Origin of the sequence: Paenibacillus sabinae T27, from assembly GCF_000612505.1 — a bacterium.
In the GTDB taxonomy this organism is placed as follows: Bacteria; Bacillota; Bacilli; order Paenibacillales; family Paenibacillaceae; genus Paenibacillus_AQ; species Paenibacillus_AQ sabinae.
The window spans coordinates 4,041,180-4,057,790 of sequence record NZ_CP004078.1; the positions used below are offsets into that span (position 1 = coordinate 4,041,180).

At 52.7% G+C, this 16,611-nt stretch carries 13 protein-coding genes, 2 tRNA genes and 1 other annotated feature; of the genes, 5 read left to right on the forward strand and 10 right to left on the reverse strand.

What is annotated here, in order from left to right; translation table 11 throughout:
- Nucleotides 1-27: 27 nt before the first annotated feature.
- The 4 genes from clpX to PSAB_RS18605 form a co-directional block, all read right to left on the reverse strand.
- On the reverse strand, nucleotides 28-1,284 hold the full coding sequence (gene clpX, locus PSAB_RS18590) for an ATP-dependent protease ATP-binding subunit ClpX (RefSeq protein ID WP_025336091.1): 1,257 nt from the start codon (nucleotides 1,282-1,284) through the stop codon (nucleotides 28-30).
- A gap of 11 nt (nucleotides 1,285-1,295) precedes the next feature.
- Nucleotides 1,296-1,886: an ATP-dependent Clp endopeptidase proteolytic subunit ClpP gene (gene clpP / locus PSAB_RS18595; protein WP_025336092.1), complete on the reverse strand. Its 591-nt coding sequence runs from the start codon at nucleotides 1,884-1,886 to the stop codon at nucleotides 1,296-1,298.
- Nucleotides 1,887-2,091: 205 nt separating this feature from the next.
- Nucleotides 2,092-3,411 (reverse strand): trigger factor, encoded by a 1,320-nt coding sequence (tig, locus tag PSAB_RS18600; RefSeq protein ID WP_025336093.1) that lies wholly within the window; start codon nucleotides 3,409-3,411, stop codon nucleotides 2,092-2,094.
- 121 nt (nucleotides 3,412-3,532) lie between these two features.
- On the reverse strand, nucleotides 3,533-4,471 hold the full coding sequence (locus PSAB_RS18605) for a hypothetical protein (RefSeq protein ID WP_051529791.1): 939 nt from the start codon (nucleotides 4,469-4,471) through the stop codon (nucleotides 3,533-3,535).
- 113 nt (nucleotides 4,472-4,584) lie between these two features.
- On the opposite strand from PSAB_RS18605, the gene PSAB_RS18610 reads away from it, so the two are divergent.
- Nucleotides 4,585-4,658, forward strand: a tRNA-Arg gene (locus PSAB_RS18610).
- Nucleotides 4,659-5,897: 1,239 nt separating this feature from the next.
- Here the strand turns inward: PSAB_RS18610 and pstA are convergent.
- The 4 genes from pstA to PSAB_RS18630 all read right to left on the reverse strand — a co-directional run bounded on the left by pstA (nucleotide 5,898) and on the right by PSAB_RS18630 (nucleotide 10,257).
- Nucleotides 5,898-6,779: a phosphate ABC transporter permease PstA gene (pstA, locus tag PSAB_RS25520; RefSeq protein ID WP_025336095.1), complete on the reverse strand. Its 882-nt coding sequence runs from the start codon at nucleotides 6,777-6,779 to the stop codon at nucleotides 5,898-5,900.
- The gene (gene pstC / locus PSAB_RS25525) at nucleotides 6,780-7,721 is read right to left on the reverse strand and encodes a phosphate ABC transporter permease subunit PstC (protein WP_025336096.1); all 942 of its coding nucleotides are present in this window, start codon (nucleotides 7,719-7,721) and stop codon (nucleotides 6,780-6,782) included.
- Between the two features lie 183 nt (nucleotides 7,722-7,904).
- On the reverse strand, nucleotides 7,905-8,762 hold the full coding sequence (locus tag PSAB_RS18625) for a phosphate ABC transporter substrate-binding protein (RefSeq protein ID WP_025336097.1): 858 nt from the start codon (nucleotides 8,760-8,762) through the stop codon (nucleotides 7,905-7,907).
- Nucleotides 8,763-8,823: 61 nt separating this feature from the next.
- Nucleotides 8,824-10,257 (reverse strand): stalk domain-containing protein, encoded by a 1,434-nt coding sequence (locus tag PSAB_RS18630; RefSeq protein WP_025336098.1) that lies wholly within the window; start codon nucleotides 10,255-10,257, stop codon nucleotides 8,824-8,826.
- A gap of 244 nt (nucleotides 10,258-10,501) precedes the next feature.
- Between PSAB_RS18630 and PSAB_RS18635 the strand changes: the two genes are divergently transcribed.
- The 3 genes from PSAB_RS18635 to PSAB_RS18645 are packed head-to-tail and all read left to right on the forward strand — an operon-like array spanning nucleotide 10,502 to nucleotide 13,194.
- On the forward strand, nucleotides 10,502-11,233 hold the full coding sequence (locus PSAB_RS18635) for an ABC transporter ATP-binding protein (protein ID WP_025336100.1): 732 nt from the start codon (nucleotides 10,502-10,504) through the stop codon (nucleotides 11,231-11,233).
- Nucleotides 11,230-12,447: an ABC transporter permease gene (locus tag PSAB_RS18640; RefSeq protein ID WP_025336101.1), complete on the forward strand. Its 1,218-nt coding sequence runs from the start codon at nucleotides 11,230-11,232 to the stop codon at nucleotides 12,445-12,447. Before PSAB_RS18635 ends, PSAB_RS18640 begins: the two co-directional genes overlap by 4 nt.
- Before the next feature lie 51 nt (nucleotides 12,448-12,498).
- On the forward strand, nucleotides 12,499-13,194 hold the full coding sequence (locus PSAB_RS18645; protein WP_025336102.1) for a TetR/AcrR family transcriptional regulator: 696 nt from the start codon (nucleotides 12,499-12,501) through the stop codon (nucleotides 13,192-13,194).
- 83 nt (nucleotides 13,195-13,277) lie between these two features.
- Here the strand turns inward: PSAB_RS18645 and PSAB_RS25530 are convergent, their stop codons facing one another.
- Nucleotides 13,278-13,376, reverse strand: coding sequence for a YjcZ family sporulation protein (locus PSAB_RS25530; RefSeq protein WP_226991724.1), 99 nt, complete (start codon nucleotides 13,374-13,376; stop codon nucleotides 13,278-13,280).
- Nucleotides 13,377-13,543: 167 nt separating this feature from the next.
- Nucleotides 13,544-13,769: a binding site (T-box leader), on the forward strand.
- 43 nt (nucleotides 13,770-13,812) lie between these two features.
- Here PSAB_RS25530 and PSAB_RS18650 point away from each other — a divergent pair.
- Nucleotides 13,813-15,681, forward strand: coding sequence for an arginine--tRNA ligase (locus tag PSAB_RS18650; protein WP_025336103.1), 1,869 nt, complete (start codon nucleotides 13,813-13,815; stop codon nucleotides 15,679-15,681).
- 759 nt (nucleotides 15,682-16,440) lie between these two features.
- On the opposite strand, the gene PSAB_RS18655 is transcribed toward PSAB_RS18650, so the two are convergent.
- Nucleotides 16,441-16,514 (reverse strand) — tRNA-Arg (locus tag PSAB_RS18655).
- Nucleotides 16,515-16,611 lie beyond the last annotated feature (97 nt).

Consider the following 16,611-nt stretch of genomic DNA (forward strand, 5'->3'; position numbering starts at 1 on the left):
GTGGAGGGTCCTATCGCCTCTTCATATTTACGCACTTTCTTCTTGTTTCTTGTCTTTCTTGAGATTCAGCTCAGGCAGCGCCTTCTCCTGAACAACCTTCTCGGTAATGACACAATCCTTGATGTCGTCGCGGGAAGGCACTTCGTACATGACATCCAGCATAATGCTCTCGATAATGGCGCGAAGTCCGCGAGCCCCGGTGTTCCGCTTGATCGCTTCCTTGGCGATGGCCTCAAGCGCCTGCGGCTCGAATTTCAGCGACACATTGTCCATTTCCAGCAGTTTGGCGTACTGCTTCGTGAGTGCGTTCTTCGGTTCGGAAAGGATGCGCACCAGCGTCTTCTCGTCAAGCGGCTCCAGAGTCGAGATGACCGGCAAACGGCCGACGAACTCGGGAATCAGACCGAATTTCAGCAGATCCTCCGGCAGAACCATTGACAGGTATTCGCCCGCCTTGAGATCCTTCTGGCCGCCTTCGGATGCGTTGAAGCCGATAACCTTCTTGCCCACACGGCGCTTGATTAGCTGTTCAAGTCCGTCAAAAGCACCACCGACAATGAACAGAATGTTGGTTGTATCAATTTGAATAAATTCCTGATGGGGATGCTTCCGTCCGCCCTGCGGCGGCACCGATGCGACCGTTCCTTCGAGAATCTTCAGCAACGCCTGCTGAACGCCTTCGCCGGAAACGTCGCGGGTAATCGACGGGTTCTCGGATTTGCGGGCCACTTTATCGATCTCGTCGATGTAAATGATGCCGCGTTCCGCTTTTTCCACGTCATAATCCGCAGCCTGGATCAGCTTCAGCAAAATATTCTCGACGTCTTCACCGACATAACCGGCTTCGGTCAAAGAAGTGGCATCGGCAATCGCAAACGGCACATTGATGATCTTGGCCAAGGTCTGGGCCAGCAGCGTCTTACCCGAACCGGTCGGACCGAGCAGCAAAATATTGCTCTTCGTCAGTTCAACGTCTTCAATCTTGCTTTGGCTGTTGATCCGTTTGTAGTGATTGTACACCGCCACGGACAGCGATTTCTTGGCTTGTTCCTGGCCAATAACATACTGGTCGAGAATGTCCCGGATTTCCTTCGGCTTCGGAATATCCTTCAGATCCAGCTCCTCCTCATGACCGAGCTCTTCTTCCACGATTTCCGTGCACAATTCGATGCATTCGTCACATATATAAACGCCTGGTCCGGCGACAAGCTTGCGCACCTGTTCCTGCGATTTGCCGCAGAAGGAGCACTTCAGCTGTCCTTTTTCATCATTAAACTTAAACATTTAACCACCCCTTAGGATTTGATCGGTGAAGCCAGAATCTCGTCAATCAGGCCGTAAGCCTTTGCTTCCTCCGCACTCATGAAATTGTCGCGATCCGTATCGCGCTCGATTTTTTCAAGGGGCTGTCCGGTGCGATCTACATAAATTTGATTCAGCTTCTGTCTCGTCTTGAGAATCCAGTCTGCGTGAATCCAAATATCCGACGCCTGACCTTGAACGCCGCCAAGCGGTTGATGAATCATAACCTCGCTGTTTTCAAGCGCATATCTTTTGCCCGGTGCCCCGGCCGTTAACAGCAGCGATCCCATACTGGCTGCCATCCCTACGCAAATTGTTGAAACATCTGGCTTGATATATTGCATCGTATCATATATACCCATGCCGGCTGTCACAGAACCACCGGGTGAATTGATGTACAAGTGGATGTCCTTTTCAGGGTCCTCGGCTGCCAGAAAGAGCAATTGGGCAATAACCAGATTGGCAACATCATCATCAATCGCGTTGCTCAGGAAAATGATGCGGTCCTTGAGCAATCGGGAGTAGATGTCGTATGAGCGCTCTCCTCGATTCGTCGATTCCACAACCATTGGTACCAGACTCATGCCACCAACCTCATTTCTCTATATATAATTAGTCTTGCCTTTTCAGAAGTATTTTAACACGTTCAAGACGCAATGTCATTTTTTCACTACCCGTCAGGCTTTTCAATCATAAAAATAAGGCACGTACCATAAATATACGTGCCTTATCAGTCGAGTATGAAGCCCGAAATAGGGCTGCTTTGGTTATATCGCCTTACCGGCGGTTTTATTCGGCGCTTGCTTCTTCAGCCGGAGCTTCAACTTCCGTGCTGTTCTCAACAAGGAAATCGATCGTCTTGCGGAGGGAGATCTCGTCTCTCAGGCTGTCCAGCGATCCGTTTGCCGCAAGAATGCCGCGAATTTCTTCAGCGGAGCGTTTGTAAGTCTCAGCCATTTTGGAGAGCTCTTCTTCAAACTCCTCATCGGAAACCTTGATGTTCTCTTCCTTGGCAATCACTTCGAGAACCAGGTTGTTGAGAACGCGTTTCTCGGCATCATTCTTCATTTGCGCACGCAGATCATCCTGCGTTTGGCCGGAGAAGCTGAGGAACATGTCCATGTTCATGCCTTGTTGACGAAGACGCAGGTCGAAATCGCGAACCATGGTCTGAATTTCGCTCTCGATCATGGCTTCCGGAATTTCCACTTCCGCATTGGCAGCGGCTTTCTCGACAACGGCGTTTTCTTTCGCGCCTTTCAGCTCTTCCGCCTTGCGAGATTCCAGTTGCTTCTTCAGATCTTCCTTGTACTCGGCCAGCGTTTCGAACTCGCTAACGTCCTTCGCGAACTCGTCGTCCAGCTCCGGAAGCTGTTTGCGCTTGATCTCATGCAGTTTCACTTTGAATACGGCCGGTTTGCCGGCAAGATGCTCGGCTTGATATTCTTCTGGGAAAGTTACTTCCACGTCTTTGGAATCGCCGGTAGACAAACCGATGACTTGATCTTCAAAGCCCGGGATGAAGGAATTGCTTCCCAGCTCCAGGGAGTGGCGCTCCGCTTTGCCGCCTTCGAATGCTTCGCCGTCGACATATCCGTCGAAATCGATCACAGCGATATCGCCTTTAGCTGCCGGTGCGTCTTCGATAACTACCAGCTCGGCATGACGCTCTTGCAGGCGAGTCAGTTCAGCGTTCAGCTCTTCTTCCGTTACTTCGGCTTTTTGCGCAGGAACTTCAATTCCTTTGTATTGGCCGAGCGTTACTTCAGGCTTAACTGTAACTTTCGCCTTAAACTTGAAGGATTGTCCTTTGCCGAATTGCTCGATATCTACTTCAGGACGGTCAACTGGGAAAATGTCGGTTTGCTCAACCGCTTCGCCATAAGCTTCCGGCAGCAGAATGTCGATGGCGTCTTGATAAAGGCTCTCCACGCCAAAACGGGATTCAAAAATCGGCCGCGGTACTTTTCCTTTGCGGAAACCCGGTACGTTGGCTTTCTTAACGACTTTATTAAAGGCTTTGTCGAGAGCTTGCGCTACACGCTCCGCGTCTACTTCAACTTCAAGAACGCCAAGGTTCTTCTCTATTTTTTCCCAAGTTGCTTTCATTATTTGCTTTCCCCTCCAAAATTGGTTCGCATATCACGCACAGAATAACCATTATATTATATAAAGGATTATTATTTTTTTCAAGTGTCGTTATGCGTTTTCCCCTCGAAATACGGGGTTATTAAGCCTTTCCAGCAAAACTGTTAAGCATCCGGTACGCCTGTTCAAATGGAAACCTCATGCTCTCCGTAATGCCGTACATCGCCCGGGTCTCCTCTTCATTTCTTGTTCCGGTCAGCGTTTCGGATACCGTCTGGTGCAGCGCTCCCGCCCATAAATCCAGCACTCCGTCTTCACCGGTCAGTATGGAATTATAGGCGTCCGAACCATAGATCGACATGATAAACTGCCCCCACAGCTCCTGGGCAAAATAATATAAAGTAGGCTCATGCGTCTCCGTCTGCTCCGCGACACGTTCCAGCACCTGGGCAATTTGAGGAGGAAAATCATCATCTTGCAAAGGAACCTGCTCAATATCTACCTCAACGCTCTCCATTCCTCTTCTCAGATGAGCTGCCCCCTGCACGCCCCGCCGCCGAAGCGTCTGAAGTGTACGGAATTGCAGAATGGGATGGATACCCGGTTTCTGGACCCATTCAGTCAGGGCGTCATCCACCTCTTCTCCTTCAAAAAAAGAAAGCTGCTCCAGCGCAAGCAGCGTCGCTTCCGACAAAGGCTCGTTCATGACCCGGCGTAGAAGCTTGTTCGCGTAATCCGCGTCCTCCTGAAGCTTGGCTTTGGCCATTTGCCGCGCCATCTCCTGTGCGCCCATTTCTTCTTCGTTAGCCGGCGGCTCCCCGGTATACTCATCCTGCACTGCATAGGGAAACGCCGCCTCCAGCCACTCCAACAGCGATCGCCATTCCTCGTAGTGCCGCTCGTCCTGCCCCTGGCACTGCAGCAAAAATCTCAGCAGCCCGATGGCTTCCCCGTAACGCTCGCTTTCCAGCATGACCGTCAGTTGGATCTGATAGTAGTCCAGCGTCTTCGGAAAAAGCACGATATTTTCTTTGGCGGGGGAATTTGAATTTCGAATGAGGGCACCTCCTTCCTGATTCACCAAAACGTCTCAGTTGATGATTATAGCATACCCTGTCCTTGCTTTGTAAAAACAGGTTGAACTAACGCTGTTATTATGGTATTATAATTTTTGCTTGCTTTTCAGTATTATATGTCCCAATAGCTCAGCCGGATAGAGCATGCGCCTTCTAAGCGCACGGTCGGGGGTTCGAATCCCTCTTGGGACGTAATTAAAACCTTCCTTCGGGAAGGTTTTTTGTTTAGAGGGATGAGAACCCCTTGGGGGGCGTCGGAGCATAAGCTTCGTTAGCATCCGCTTCGCAGTCAGCCCGTAGGGCTGTATCCCTCTTGGGACGTAATTAAACCTTCCTTCGGGAAGGTTTTTTATTTAGAGGGATGAGAACCCCTTGGGGGGCGTCGAAGCATTAAGCTTCGTTAGCATCCGCTTCGCAGTCAGCCCGCAGGGCTGTATCCCTCTTGGGACGTCAAAAGGCCTTCCCATTAGGGAGGGCATTTTTTGCGTAGAGGGATGAGAACCCCTTGGGGGGCGCCGGAGCATAGGCTTCGTTAGCATCCGCTTCGCAGTCAGCCCGCAGGGCTGTATCCCTCTTGGGACGTCCAAATGCCTTTCCTTTTGGGGAGGCATTTTTTGCGTCCGGGATGAGAACCCCTTGGGGGCGTCGGAGCTAGGCTTCGTTAGCATCCGCTTCGCAGTCAGCCTGCAGGGCTGTACCCCTCTTCGGACGTCCAAATGCCTTCCCTTTGGGGAGGTCTCAAACAACTGTCATATGAATAAACGGGAAAAACTCCCTTTCATTTTCGAAAAATAGGGCCGACCTGCCTCCTGAACGGGAAAAGCTCCAGCTTATTTGCCGCCTCTGCCTGATTTTTGGCCAAAATGCCTAATTAAAGTGGAGAAATTCCCTTCCAAGCTCCTAAATAGGTCTCTTTTTATAAATAAGACGGAGAAATTCCGGTTCACTCGCCTTCTTCCCCCTTGCCCAACTACATAAACAGGCAGCGATGTGGGATCAACTCCAAGCGATCATAATCCCTCCATCGGATAGTAATCCCAATCACAGCAGTACCAATCATAGCATCCCATTCATAGCAATCCCAAGTCTCAATCATTAGTTTCGGCATAGCCACACCCACATAACCCACTTGCCACATACTCGAATTTAAATGGACGCAGGCTCCCCCACTGCACATCGACTCACTAAAGCATTTAACACCTGAATCATGAACCCCCAAACAACGGAACATGTCTTAATCTCTACTCATAACTCGAAAAAACATCGTGATCACGCTAAACGATGCCACTTCAGAAGAAACCATCTTCCCCATCAGCACCATTAAAAGGCGGTTCCACCGTTATAAACGGAAAAACTCCCCTAAGGTAAACAGGTTATTATGATTTCGCCTGTCTATCTAAAGGAGAGCATATCAGTAAGTGTACCGGGGAATTACTGCCCTTTCCCGCGCTTGACCCACCACAGCGGGGCACGGAACGCCAGATTGATTAGCAGCACGACGATAACGAGCACCGCCGCCGATTTATCGGCAATCTGCTTGGCATCCTCGACAATCGCTTCGGATTGCACATACCATAAATGCACGGCCAGCGTCTCTCCCGGAGAGAGTAGATTGAAGTCCCACATTTCCCCCGAGGTGCTGAGGCCCGCCGTCAGGATAATTACCGCCGATTCACCGAATGCGCGGCCGGCGACCAGGCAGATGCCCGTAATGATGGACGGGAGCGCGACGGGCAGCACGATTTTACGGATGCAGTAAAATTTCGTCAGACCCAGCGCATAGCCCGCCTCGCGCAGCTCGCCTGGAACAGCCCGCACCGCTTCCTCCGTTACCCGCGCCAGCATCGGCAGATTCAGCAGCGCCAGACTGACGCCGCCGCCGAGAATGGTCAGGCCAATTCCGAAGTACTCTGCAAATATTGCCAGACCGAGAAGACCGAAGACAATGGAAGGCACGGACGACAGAGATTCGACGCAAATCCGCAGCGCTCCGGTAAAAGCGTTGTCCGGCGCATACTCCGCCATGTAAATCCCCGCGCCCAGACCGATCGGAATCGAAATGACCAAGGAGATCAGCAGGATATAAAAAGAGTTGAACAGCACGGGGCCAATGCCGCCCCCGGTATCAATCTCCTCAGGCTGGCGGATCAGAAATGAGAAATCGAGGCCGGGCAGCCCTTTGCTCAAGATGGTGAACAGCAGCCAAAAAATCAGGAGCATCACCAAAGCCCCGAGGCCGTAAAAGCCCCATGTCGCCAGCTTGTCAAACCGGATGGACCGTGCGGTGTTCCGCGAACGGGAGAAGCTGCTCATTTATCCTTCCCTCCTTTTGCGTCCCAAGAAACGGACAATCAGTATTAGTAAGAACGAAATCAACAATAGCAGGAAAGCCATCATGTGCAGGGCATAGTTCCAGGTGGAATCGAATTCCACGTTGGAAATCTGCATCACGATGTTGCTCGTTAACACCGACGCCGGTGTAAAGAGAGTCTTCGCGAGCTGAGGCGTGTTGCCGATTACCATCACGACAGCCATCGTCTCGCCGATCGCCCGCGTCATCCCGAGAATCACCGCCGTCAGAATTCCTCTGCCGGCAGCCGGCAGCACCACGCGCATAATGACCTGCAGCCGGGTGGAGCCGAGCGCATAGGCAGCATCGCGGTATTTGCGCGGCACAGCGGTGATCGCATCGTCGCTGATCCGGGCAATGGTTGGCAGCACCATCAGCGCCAGCACAAGCGCCGCCGCCAGCAGGCCGTCCCCGAGGCCTTCCCCGCTGGCGCGCCGAAGCAGCGGCAGGAGGACGGTCAAGCCAAGATAACCGTATACAATAGAAGGAATGCCGACGAGAAGATCAAGAATCGGACGGATCAGGCGCTTGAGCCAGGCCGGCGCGATTTCGGCGGTCAGCACCGCCATGCCCACCGAGACGGGAACCGAAATCAGCAGCGTGAGCGCGGTAAGCGACAAGGTGTTCAAAATAAAGGCCGCTGCCCCGAACCGGTCTTCCTCCGGCGTCCAGTCGAACGAGAGGAAGAATTTGACCGGCGAGACCTGACCGAAGAGCAGCAGCGCCGTTTTGCCGATAAAGAGAATAACCAGCGCCAGTACGAAACAGAGCGCCAAAATACTGAACAAGAAATAATAGCGGGCAGCAGTATTTGCAAGCAAATGCCGAAGATGACGTCTGCCCGAAACCGCCTTGGTACGGATGCTTTGTACCGCAGGGTTCGGTTCATAGGACTGTTGTGCCATGCTGTTTCCTCCCAAGAAGAAGCGCCTGACGGCGTCTTTCTAAGACGCAGGTGCGTTTCTCGCAGAATTGTAAGGCAAAATGGTAAGCGTTTAGCTTAATAATTTTATATTTCAAAAAAAACCAGCCCCCCATGTGCCGGAGGCTGGCCGTATAATGACGCTCTTCCGAAAAATTGTGCTAAATTACTTCATTGCCGAGATCGGAATGAACTTGAGCTTTTTCAGCGAACCCTGTTGGAACTTCTTGCTTTGTACATAGTCGATGAACGCTTTAACGGCGCCAGTCGGCTGTCCTTTGGTCATGTAGTAGCCATATGCCCAAATTTTGTAGGAACCGTTAATGACGTTGTCCGTAGTCGCCGCTACGCCGTTGAATTTCACAGCCTTCACGTCGCCGCTAACGTAGACCAAATCAATATAACCGATAGCGTTTGGAGTCGTTCCCACTGCTGTTTTCATATCGCCGCTGGAGCCAACTTCTTTATAGTTCTTCTCTTTCTTCACAATATCGCCGCCTGCCAGAGCCTTGGCCTGGTAGTTAACGCGTGTGCCGGAGCCGAAAGCGCGGGTAATGACGACGATATCCGCGTCAGCGCCGCCGACTTGCTTCCAGTTCGTAATTTTACCGGAGAAAATGCCCTTCAGCTGATCGGTAGTCAGGTTGTCTACACCGACATTCTTGTTCACGATCGTAGCAAAAGGAATAACCGCAACCTTGTTCGCTACTTGTCCGCTGAATGCTTTGAAGCCGGGAACGTCGGTGCTGGCATCCCAGTCGCACGCGCCGATATCGGCGATGCCTTTCTTGACGGCTTGCGGTCCGGTAACAGAGCCTTTGCCGGAAGCGGCGATTCTTACTTTAGGATTCGTTCTTTGGAATTCCTTGGCGGCCTGCAGCGTCAGCGGCAGCAGAGCTGTCGAACCGTTAACCGTAATTTTGCCCGAAAGCTTACCTGCTGCGGATGCTCCTCCCGCGAAAGATGCCGAAACAGCGAATACGGCAGCCAAAGCTGTAAATGTGATTTTTTTGAAAAATTTCATGGTTGATTCTCCTCTCGGCGTACAGCCGTCTAAAGTTAGTGTCGTTATTGAAAAAGCGGTCTTATCGTGTCAGTTGCACAGACTTGCCGTTCTCGATTGTTACCAGCTTGCCGCCTACGATTACAGCCAGCTTGCTTCCGTCAGCGGAAACCGCGACTTCGGAAATGTCGGCCTTGGTGCGGAACAGCTCTTGCGAAGAACCGGATACCGTAACGGAATAAATGCGGGAAGTGCCGTCAGCAGCCGTTCCGGATGCGATAATTCCGCCGGCAGCGGCCTCAGCCCAGTTCACTTCGATATCCAGCGCAATATTGGCGGTAGTACCGTCCGGCTTCACTGTCTTCAGCGTGTTGACCGTTTTGCCTTCAGGGTCTGCGCTCAAGTAAACCACCGTTCCGTCAGCTTGAATTTCCGGATACAGCTTATTGTCGTCCGAGGTGGTCAGAGCGGCCGGCTTCGCGTCCTTTGTGGACAGGTCAAGCTGATACAGCTGCTCTCCCGCCTTGCTGAAGTCGACCGTCAGGGAATCTTCCGTGCTGTCGGCGTCATTTTTGGCGGTTCCGGTAATGTTGACGATGTAGACCGCTCTCTTTCCGTCCGCGGAAATATGCAGTTCGGATTTGTTCTCCACCTTATCGGCCAGCAGCTCCGTTACAGCGCCGGTATCAACCGAAATCTGGGAAATCTTCTCCTGCTTGTCCCCTTGGATAAAATAGATGATCTTGCCGTCCGTCGACCAGGTAAGGTCTGTCTTGGTGGAGGTATCGGTTCCGACCGGTTTCACCGCACCCGAAGTCAAATCAATGACGTACAGCAGGCCGGTCTCATCGGTGAAAGCACCGTAACGACGGTCGCCCGAAACTGCGAAATCCGAGGCTTTGTCATCGCTCGAGAACAATCCGAAGCTGCCCGGATTTGCCCCAAACTTGTAAATTTGCGTCGTTTCGCTTTCCAGGTTCGCCAGAACCGTTCCGTCAGCGGCCCAATGGATTGTATCAAATTCGCCTTGCAGACGCGCTGTGCCAAGAATTTGCAGCGGGCTGCCGAACAGCTCTCCGCCCAGACCGTTAACGATTGCGCTAAGTTCAACGTACAGCTTGCCGCCGAAAACGGTCGGTGCTGTCGTAAAATTGTGTTTTACGCTGTCGAGCGTGTAGCTCTTGGATCCGGCTTTCAATTTAATCGTATGTACTCCCGCCTTGTCCTTCAGCACCAGGCTTCCCGACTCATTAGCGATGCTTGCGCCGAGGGAAGCGGCCAGTTGGCTGATGGAATACAGCTTATATCCGCCGGCATCTACCGTTTTGAAAGTGGTTTGGGCTCCGTTTACCGTCCAAGCCTTAACTCCTTCTTTCACTTTTACCGTCGCCTTAACGGATGCTTTAACGGAGGATGGTTTGCTGACCGGTCCTGCCGCCGCGTACACGCTTGCTTCGCCTGCCGAGACCAGAAGTGCCGAAGCCATCAGTACGCCTAACAACTGATTTCTTTTCAAATGAATTCACCCTTTTTCATATAGGTAACTGCTAAAGTAATTTTCCGCCTTGGTTGTAAAATCTGTTGCCGAGAAATATTTTCCAAAGATGAAGTTGTCCATATTTTTCATGTGGTTTCGGCCGGATTTCAGCCGTTTTGTTAACTCAGAATTAACGTGGGAAAAAAGATTTACAATTGGCGCTGCCTGATTTAATATATTGAGTGAGTACTCACTCATTTTGATGAAGAACGGAGAGATTCGCATGAACCGTGAAGCCCCGGTGATTAAAGTGGAGCATATTCGCAAAGCCTTCGGAAGCAAAGTTGTCCTGGAGGACATCAGCCTTGAGGTGCATAAAGCCGAGACCTTCGGCCTACTGGGCCCTTCGGGCTCTGGCAAGACGACGCTGGTCCGGCTGCTGACCGGAATCGATGAAGCCGACTCGGGGGAAGTCCATGTGCTAGGAGTGAAGGTTCCCAAGCTTTCGTTGCTTTCACAAATCGGCTATATGGCCCAATCCGACGCCTTGTACAGCGAGCTGAGCGCCAAGGAGAATCTGGAATTTTTCGCTTCGCTGTATGGATTGAAGAAAGAACAGAGAAACCGCCGAATTAAGGAAGTTATGGAGATTGTAGGTCTGGAAGAGCATCTTCGCAAAAGAGTCGATCAATACTCCGGGGGGATGAAACGCCGACTGTCGCTGGCCATCGCGCTGCTGCATGAACCGCCGCTGCTTATTCTGGATGAGCCGACGGTCGGGATCGATCCGGTGCTGCGAATGTCCATCTGGAAGGAGCTTAGAGCTCTGAATGAACGGGGAACGACCATAGTGCTGACGACCCACGTGATGGATGAAGCCGAAAAATGCGACCGGCTCGGCATGATCCGGGAAGGCCACCTGCTTGCTGAGGATACTCCCGCCAATCTGCTTCGGGCAACGGGTTCATCTTCTATAGAAGAAGCATTTTTATATTACGGAGGTGTGCGTCCATGAGAATCCGCGCTCTTACGCTGCGTATCTTGCGGCAGTTCATTCACGACAAAAGAACGATGGCTCTGATGTTCGCCGCCCCCCTGCTCGTTCTCAGCCTGATGAGTCTCGTATTTGGCGGCAATGCCTATAAACCAAATATCGGCGTGTCGGGTCAAGCGGCCGTCCTGTCGGAAGCGCTGGCCAAACATGACGCCAAGGTTGTGAAGTATGACTCGGAGGAAGACGGAGTTCAGGCGCTGAAAAACGGAACGATCGACGCAATGATCACCGCGGGTATCGGCGCTCCGAAGGTCGTACTGGAAGGAAGCAATCCGACTGCCAATCGGGCCGTTATGCAGGCGCTGGAACAGGCGACAAGGGACCTGGGAGCAACCGGGTCAGCTCAGGCGCAGGGACAAAAGACACAAGGACAGCAGGGACAGCAAACGCAGGGACAGCAGGCTCAGGGACAGCAACCGCAGGGACAGCAACCGCAGGGACAGCAGGCTCAGGGACAGCAGGCTCAGGGACAACAGGCGCAGGGACAGCAGGTACAGGGACAGCAAACCCAGAGACAACAGGTGCAGCCTGCCGCCCAACCGCAAATCAGCTACCTGTACGGCTCCGCCGACATGAAGACCATCGACCGGTTCGGACCGATTATGATCGGCGTATTCGTCTTCTTTTTCGTCTTCCTGATTGCCGGGGTCTCCTTTCTTCGGGAACGGACGACAGGGACGCTGGAGCGCCTGCTCGCCACTCCGCTTAAACGGTGGGAAATCGTCATCGGCTATGTTATCGGCTTCGGTATTTTTACCGTGTTCCAGGCCCTGCTCATTTCCTGGTTCTCCATTCAGGTGCTGGGCATTATGATGGCCGGGAGCTTCGGCTATGTCCTGCTGATCACGCTGCTGCTGTCGATGACGGCTCTGACGCTAGGTACGCTGCTGTCGGCTTTCGCCGGGAACGAGCTACAGATGATTCAGTTCATCCCGCTTGTCATTGTGCCGCAGATTTTCCTGAGCGGACTGTTTCCGCTCGACACGCTTCCCCTGTGGCTTCAGCGGATCGGGTATGCCACTCCGTTATACTACGGGGCGCAAGGGATGATGGACGTGATGATCCGGGGCAAAGGCTGGACTGCGATTGAAACCGATGTGGTTGTGCTGATCGCTTTTTCGCTTCTGTTCATGATTCTGAACGTGCTGGCCCTCCGTAAACACCGCAAAATGTAACTTCATTCCGTAAATATGGTAATATAAGCTGATAAAGTTTGGAGGGTTGCCATGATGGCCGAACATTTTTCTGCCGACAACAATACGGAAGACTGGGCTCAGGAGCTGCTTGCCCTTGGCGCTGACGAGAAAATGACGCCGAAACAGGTTGCGATTTTGCAGGCGGCCGTGGATGTGTTTGCGGAAAAAGGGTACGCGGGCACGGCGACCAGTGAAATCGCACAGAAGGCCGGGGTGGCGGAGGGAACGATTTTTCGCTATTACAAGACCAAGAAGGATCTGCTGCTGTCCATTGTGGGGCCGACGATGAGCCGTATGCTCGCCCCTTTTGTCATAAGGAATTTTGGTAATTTGCTGGATAAATCTTTTGACAGTTACGAGGATTTTCTCCGCTCCCTGATCCGGAACCGGCTGGAATTTGCCCGGAAGAACTTTAAGATCCTGCAGATCCTCATTCAGGAAATTCCCTTTCATCCAAGCCTGCGCAATCAGTTCATGGAAGATATTATGAGCAAGGTTTTTGAAAGGATTTCCGCCCAAGTCGAGCACTTTAAGCAAAAAGGGGAAATTATCGACGTCCCGGCGCCGACCGTGATTCGTTTTACCGCATCCGCGATCATCGGCTACATCATGACCCGCCTGCTGCTGCAGCCCGACAAGGAATGGAACGACGAAGAAGAAATCGAGCTGCTGATCCGGCTCATTAAACACGGCATTTCGGCTGATCCCGGAAATTCGGACGTCTAAGGAGCATACCTGCGAAGGCGGCTTCGACCAAAAAAATCCCGTCAGGCCTTCAGGCCCGGCGGGATTTCTCGTTACGCGGACAATTATACACACCAAGCTTTAGTAATGATCACGAGCAGAATGAACAGTACCAGAATCGCGCTTGTCGAAGTCATGCAGCCCAGGTCTCTAGCTTCACCCACGGTAATTCCTCCTCTGCATTGGGATATGTCACTAGATTATGCAGCAGCTGTCATGCCCGTCCGGGAATTTCGGCAAACAAATGAAACGAAGAATCCATTGCTTTTTCCCAAAAAATCGATTATAACAAGAAGAAACCATTGCACGTCCGATTGAACAACATATTCACAGACAGTCGATGATCGGGAGATTAGTGAAGGGCCCCTGATGCCCAGCGAGCCGGGATGGTGGAAGCCGGCGGCAGACCTTCATGAAGCGCACCCGGGAGACGGACTTCCGAAACGATCCTCTTAGTAGGAAGCCCCGGTACAGGTCCGTTATCCTATAAGCGGTCAGGGCCATCCGGTCTTGGCAAGTAGAGTGGTACCGCGAGAACACAAGTCCTCGTCTCTTTTTGGAGACGCGGGCTTTTTTTATTATCAGAAGGAGGTTGTGAGGATGTTATTAAGCCGGATCATTCAGCAAGCGGTGGAGCAAAGCGTTATACGGGTCATGGAGTGTCTTGGGGCGGAGATTCCCGAAGGGTTGACCGTGGCCGTGGAGCAGCCGGCGAACCCGGAGCACGGTGATTATTCAAGCAATATTGCCATGCAGCTTGCCAGAACTCTGCGGAAACCGCCGCTTGTCATTGCTCAGCTGATCCGGGAAGAACTGGAGGCATCGGGTCTGGCGGAAGGCTTGCTGGAAAAAGCGAACACGGCCGCTCCAGGCTTTCTCAACGTTCATATCCGCTGGAGCGCGTGGGCCGGACACCAATTCGAGCTTCCTCCGGCGCCAGGGGAAAAAGTGATCATCGAGCATACCTCCGTCAATCCTAACAAATCGATGCACATTGGCCACCTTCGGAATTCCTGCATCGGCGACACGCTCGTGCGCATGTTAAGAAGAATCGGATATACGGTCGAGGTCCACAACTATATCGATGACCTGGGCAACCAGCTGGCGGATACCGTCGTCGGTCTGCTGAATGTGCCTTTAAGCGGTGAGCATGTCCGGTTCGGTGATTACTGCTGGGACATCTACTCGGCGGTGAACCGGGAATATACCGTGAATCCGGAGCTGGCGGCCAAACGCGCCGAAACGCTGCATGAGCTGGAGGAAGGGACGGGAAATGTCGCATGGCTCGGCAGCCTGACCGCCGAACGGATCGTTCGGGAGCATGTGGAGGAGATGAGGCCGTTCGGCATCGAATACGATCTGCTCGTCTGGGAAAGCAGCATTGTCCGGGAAGGATTCTGGTCAGCGGCGTTTGAGCGGCTGCGGGAGACGCCTTATTTTTACCGGGAAATGGAAGGCAAGCTCGCGGGCTGTTGGGTGCTGAAGCAGGGAACGGAACCGGGAGTGCAGGATGCCGAGCACACCTCGGATAAGGTGCTGGTGCGTTCGAACGGGATTTTGACCTACACGGCCAAGGATATTGCCTACCATCTCTGGAAATTCGGGCTGCTGGACAAGGATTTCACCTATAAAAAATTTACAGAAGGGCTGTATACGACGGTACAAGGGGGAGATCATCTCCCGCTCGGCAGAGCAGATATCGTCATTAATGTCATTGATTCCAGACAGGAATATCCCCAGACAATGGTTAAAGAGGCGCTCCGAGCGCTCGGATATTCAGCTCAGTCGGATAAGCTCCACCATGCGGGATACGGCGTCGTTTCTCTTAGTCCCGCTTCAGCCGCCGATCTCGGCATCGATATTTCGGACGGGAAAGCCTCATACGCCATGTCGGGGCGTCAGGGCATAGGCATCAAGGTGAGTGATCTGATTTATCTTATGGAGGACAGCATTGAGCGGACCCGCGCCGATCAAAGCGGACTTCCCAGCCGGGACATCGCTATTGCCGCGATCCGTTACTACCTGCTGCGCTTCAACCTCGGCACCGAGGTCGTGTTCGATCTGCGTCAAGCGACGGAAATATCCGGCAACACCGGCGTGTATTTGATGTACTCCTATGCTCGCGCGGTCAGCGTTCTGGCGAAAGCCGCGGATATCACGCCGGAAATGGCGGCAGAAGCTTGTGCTTGCATACCGGACCCAATGGAAAAAGCCGAGGCCGCGCTGCTGCGGCATATCGCTTTTTGGCCCGACACGCTCGATGCGGCCGTACGGGAGCTGGCGCCGAATGCGGTCTGCGGTTATGCGCACACGCTCGCCACGCTGTTCAATAATTTCTACTCCGCCTGCCCGATCCTGAAGGCCGAGCCCAAGCGGCTGCGCTTCAGACTCTGGCTGGCCCGGAAATTCGCCGACACGCTGAAGGACGCGCTGGATGTGCTGGGCCTGCCCGCGCCTGATCGGCTGTAGGATGCGCTGGGACTGTTCGCGCCCGATCAGCTGTAGGATATGCTGGGACTGCTCGAGCCCGATCGGCTGTAGGGAGACTGATTGGGAGGGGGGCTTGTTACGGTGAGGTAAAAGATCCGACTTTGGGAAAGGATTCGGTTCCAGTGGTGGCGGCTGATTGGGGTTGACTCCGTCATCCAACGCCAAGTACCGCGCGCTGGGACCTTCGCGTGTCAGGCGGGAACCAATTTTGCGTAAGGATTCGGTTCAGTGATTGAGCTACTTGGGTTACTTTTTCCGATCCACTCCGGTTCTATTGTGCACTTCACCAGGCTTTATTGCTGCTCTCATTTGTTTAATGCTAGAAATTGGTTTTCGGGGTAGTCGTAGAGGTTAATGACATGACTGGGAGCGGACGAAGCGGAATTTCTCCCGTTTATTTACATGAAAACAGCCCTCCGCCAGAGATAAACTGGAATTTCTCCCGCTTAATCTGCCGGTTTTGCCTGAAATGGAGCAAAATCGCCCAATAAGCAGGAGTTTTTCCCTTTCATAGGTGAAAAATCCATTTTTGAGAGGATTAAACGGGAGGTTTTCCCGTTCATCCAAAGGGTAAAAGTACAAAACCCTCCAGAGGGATCGCTTTGTTGCGTCCCAAGAGGGATACAGCCCTTCGGACTGACTGCGACGCCTACGCCCCCGATGCCTATGCTCCGACGAACGCCTGGGGGTTCTCTTCCTCAGACGCAAAAATGCCTTCCCGAATGGGAAGGCATTTAACGTCCCAAGAGGGATTCGAACCCCCGACCGTGCGCTTAGAAGGCGCATGCTCTATCCAGCTGAGCTATTGGGACACAAAGTATGTATTTCAGCAACGTTATTTATTATATAACGGGTGTGCTAAAGAGATCAAGGTTTGGCTGGTTACAATTCTCCGAAAAATTGGGATGC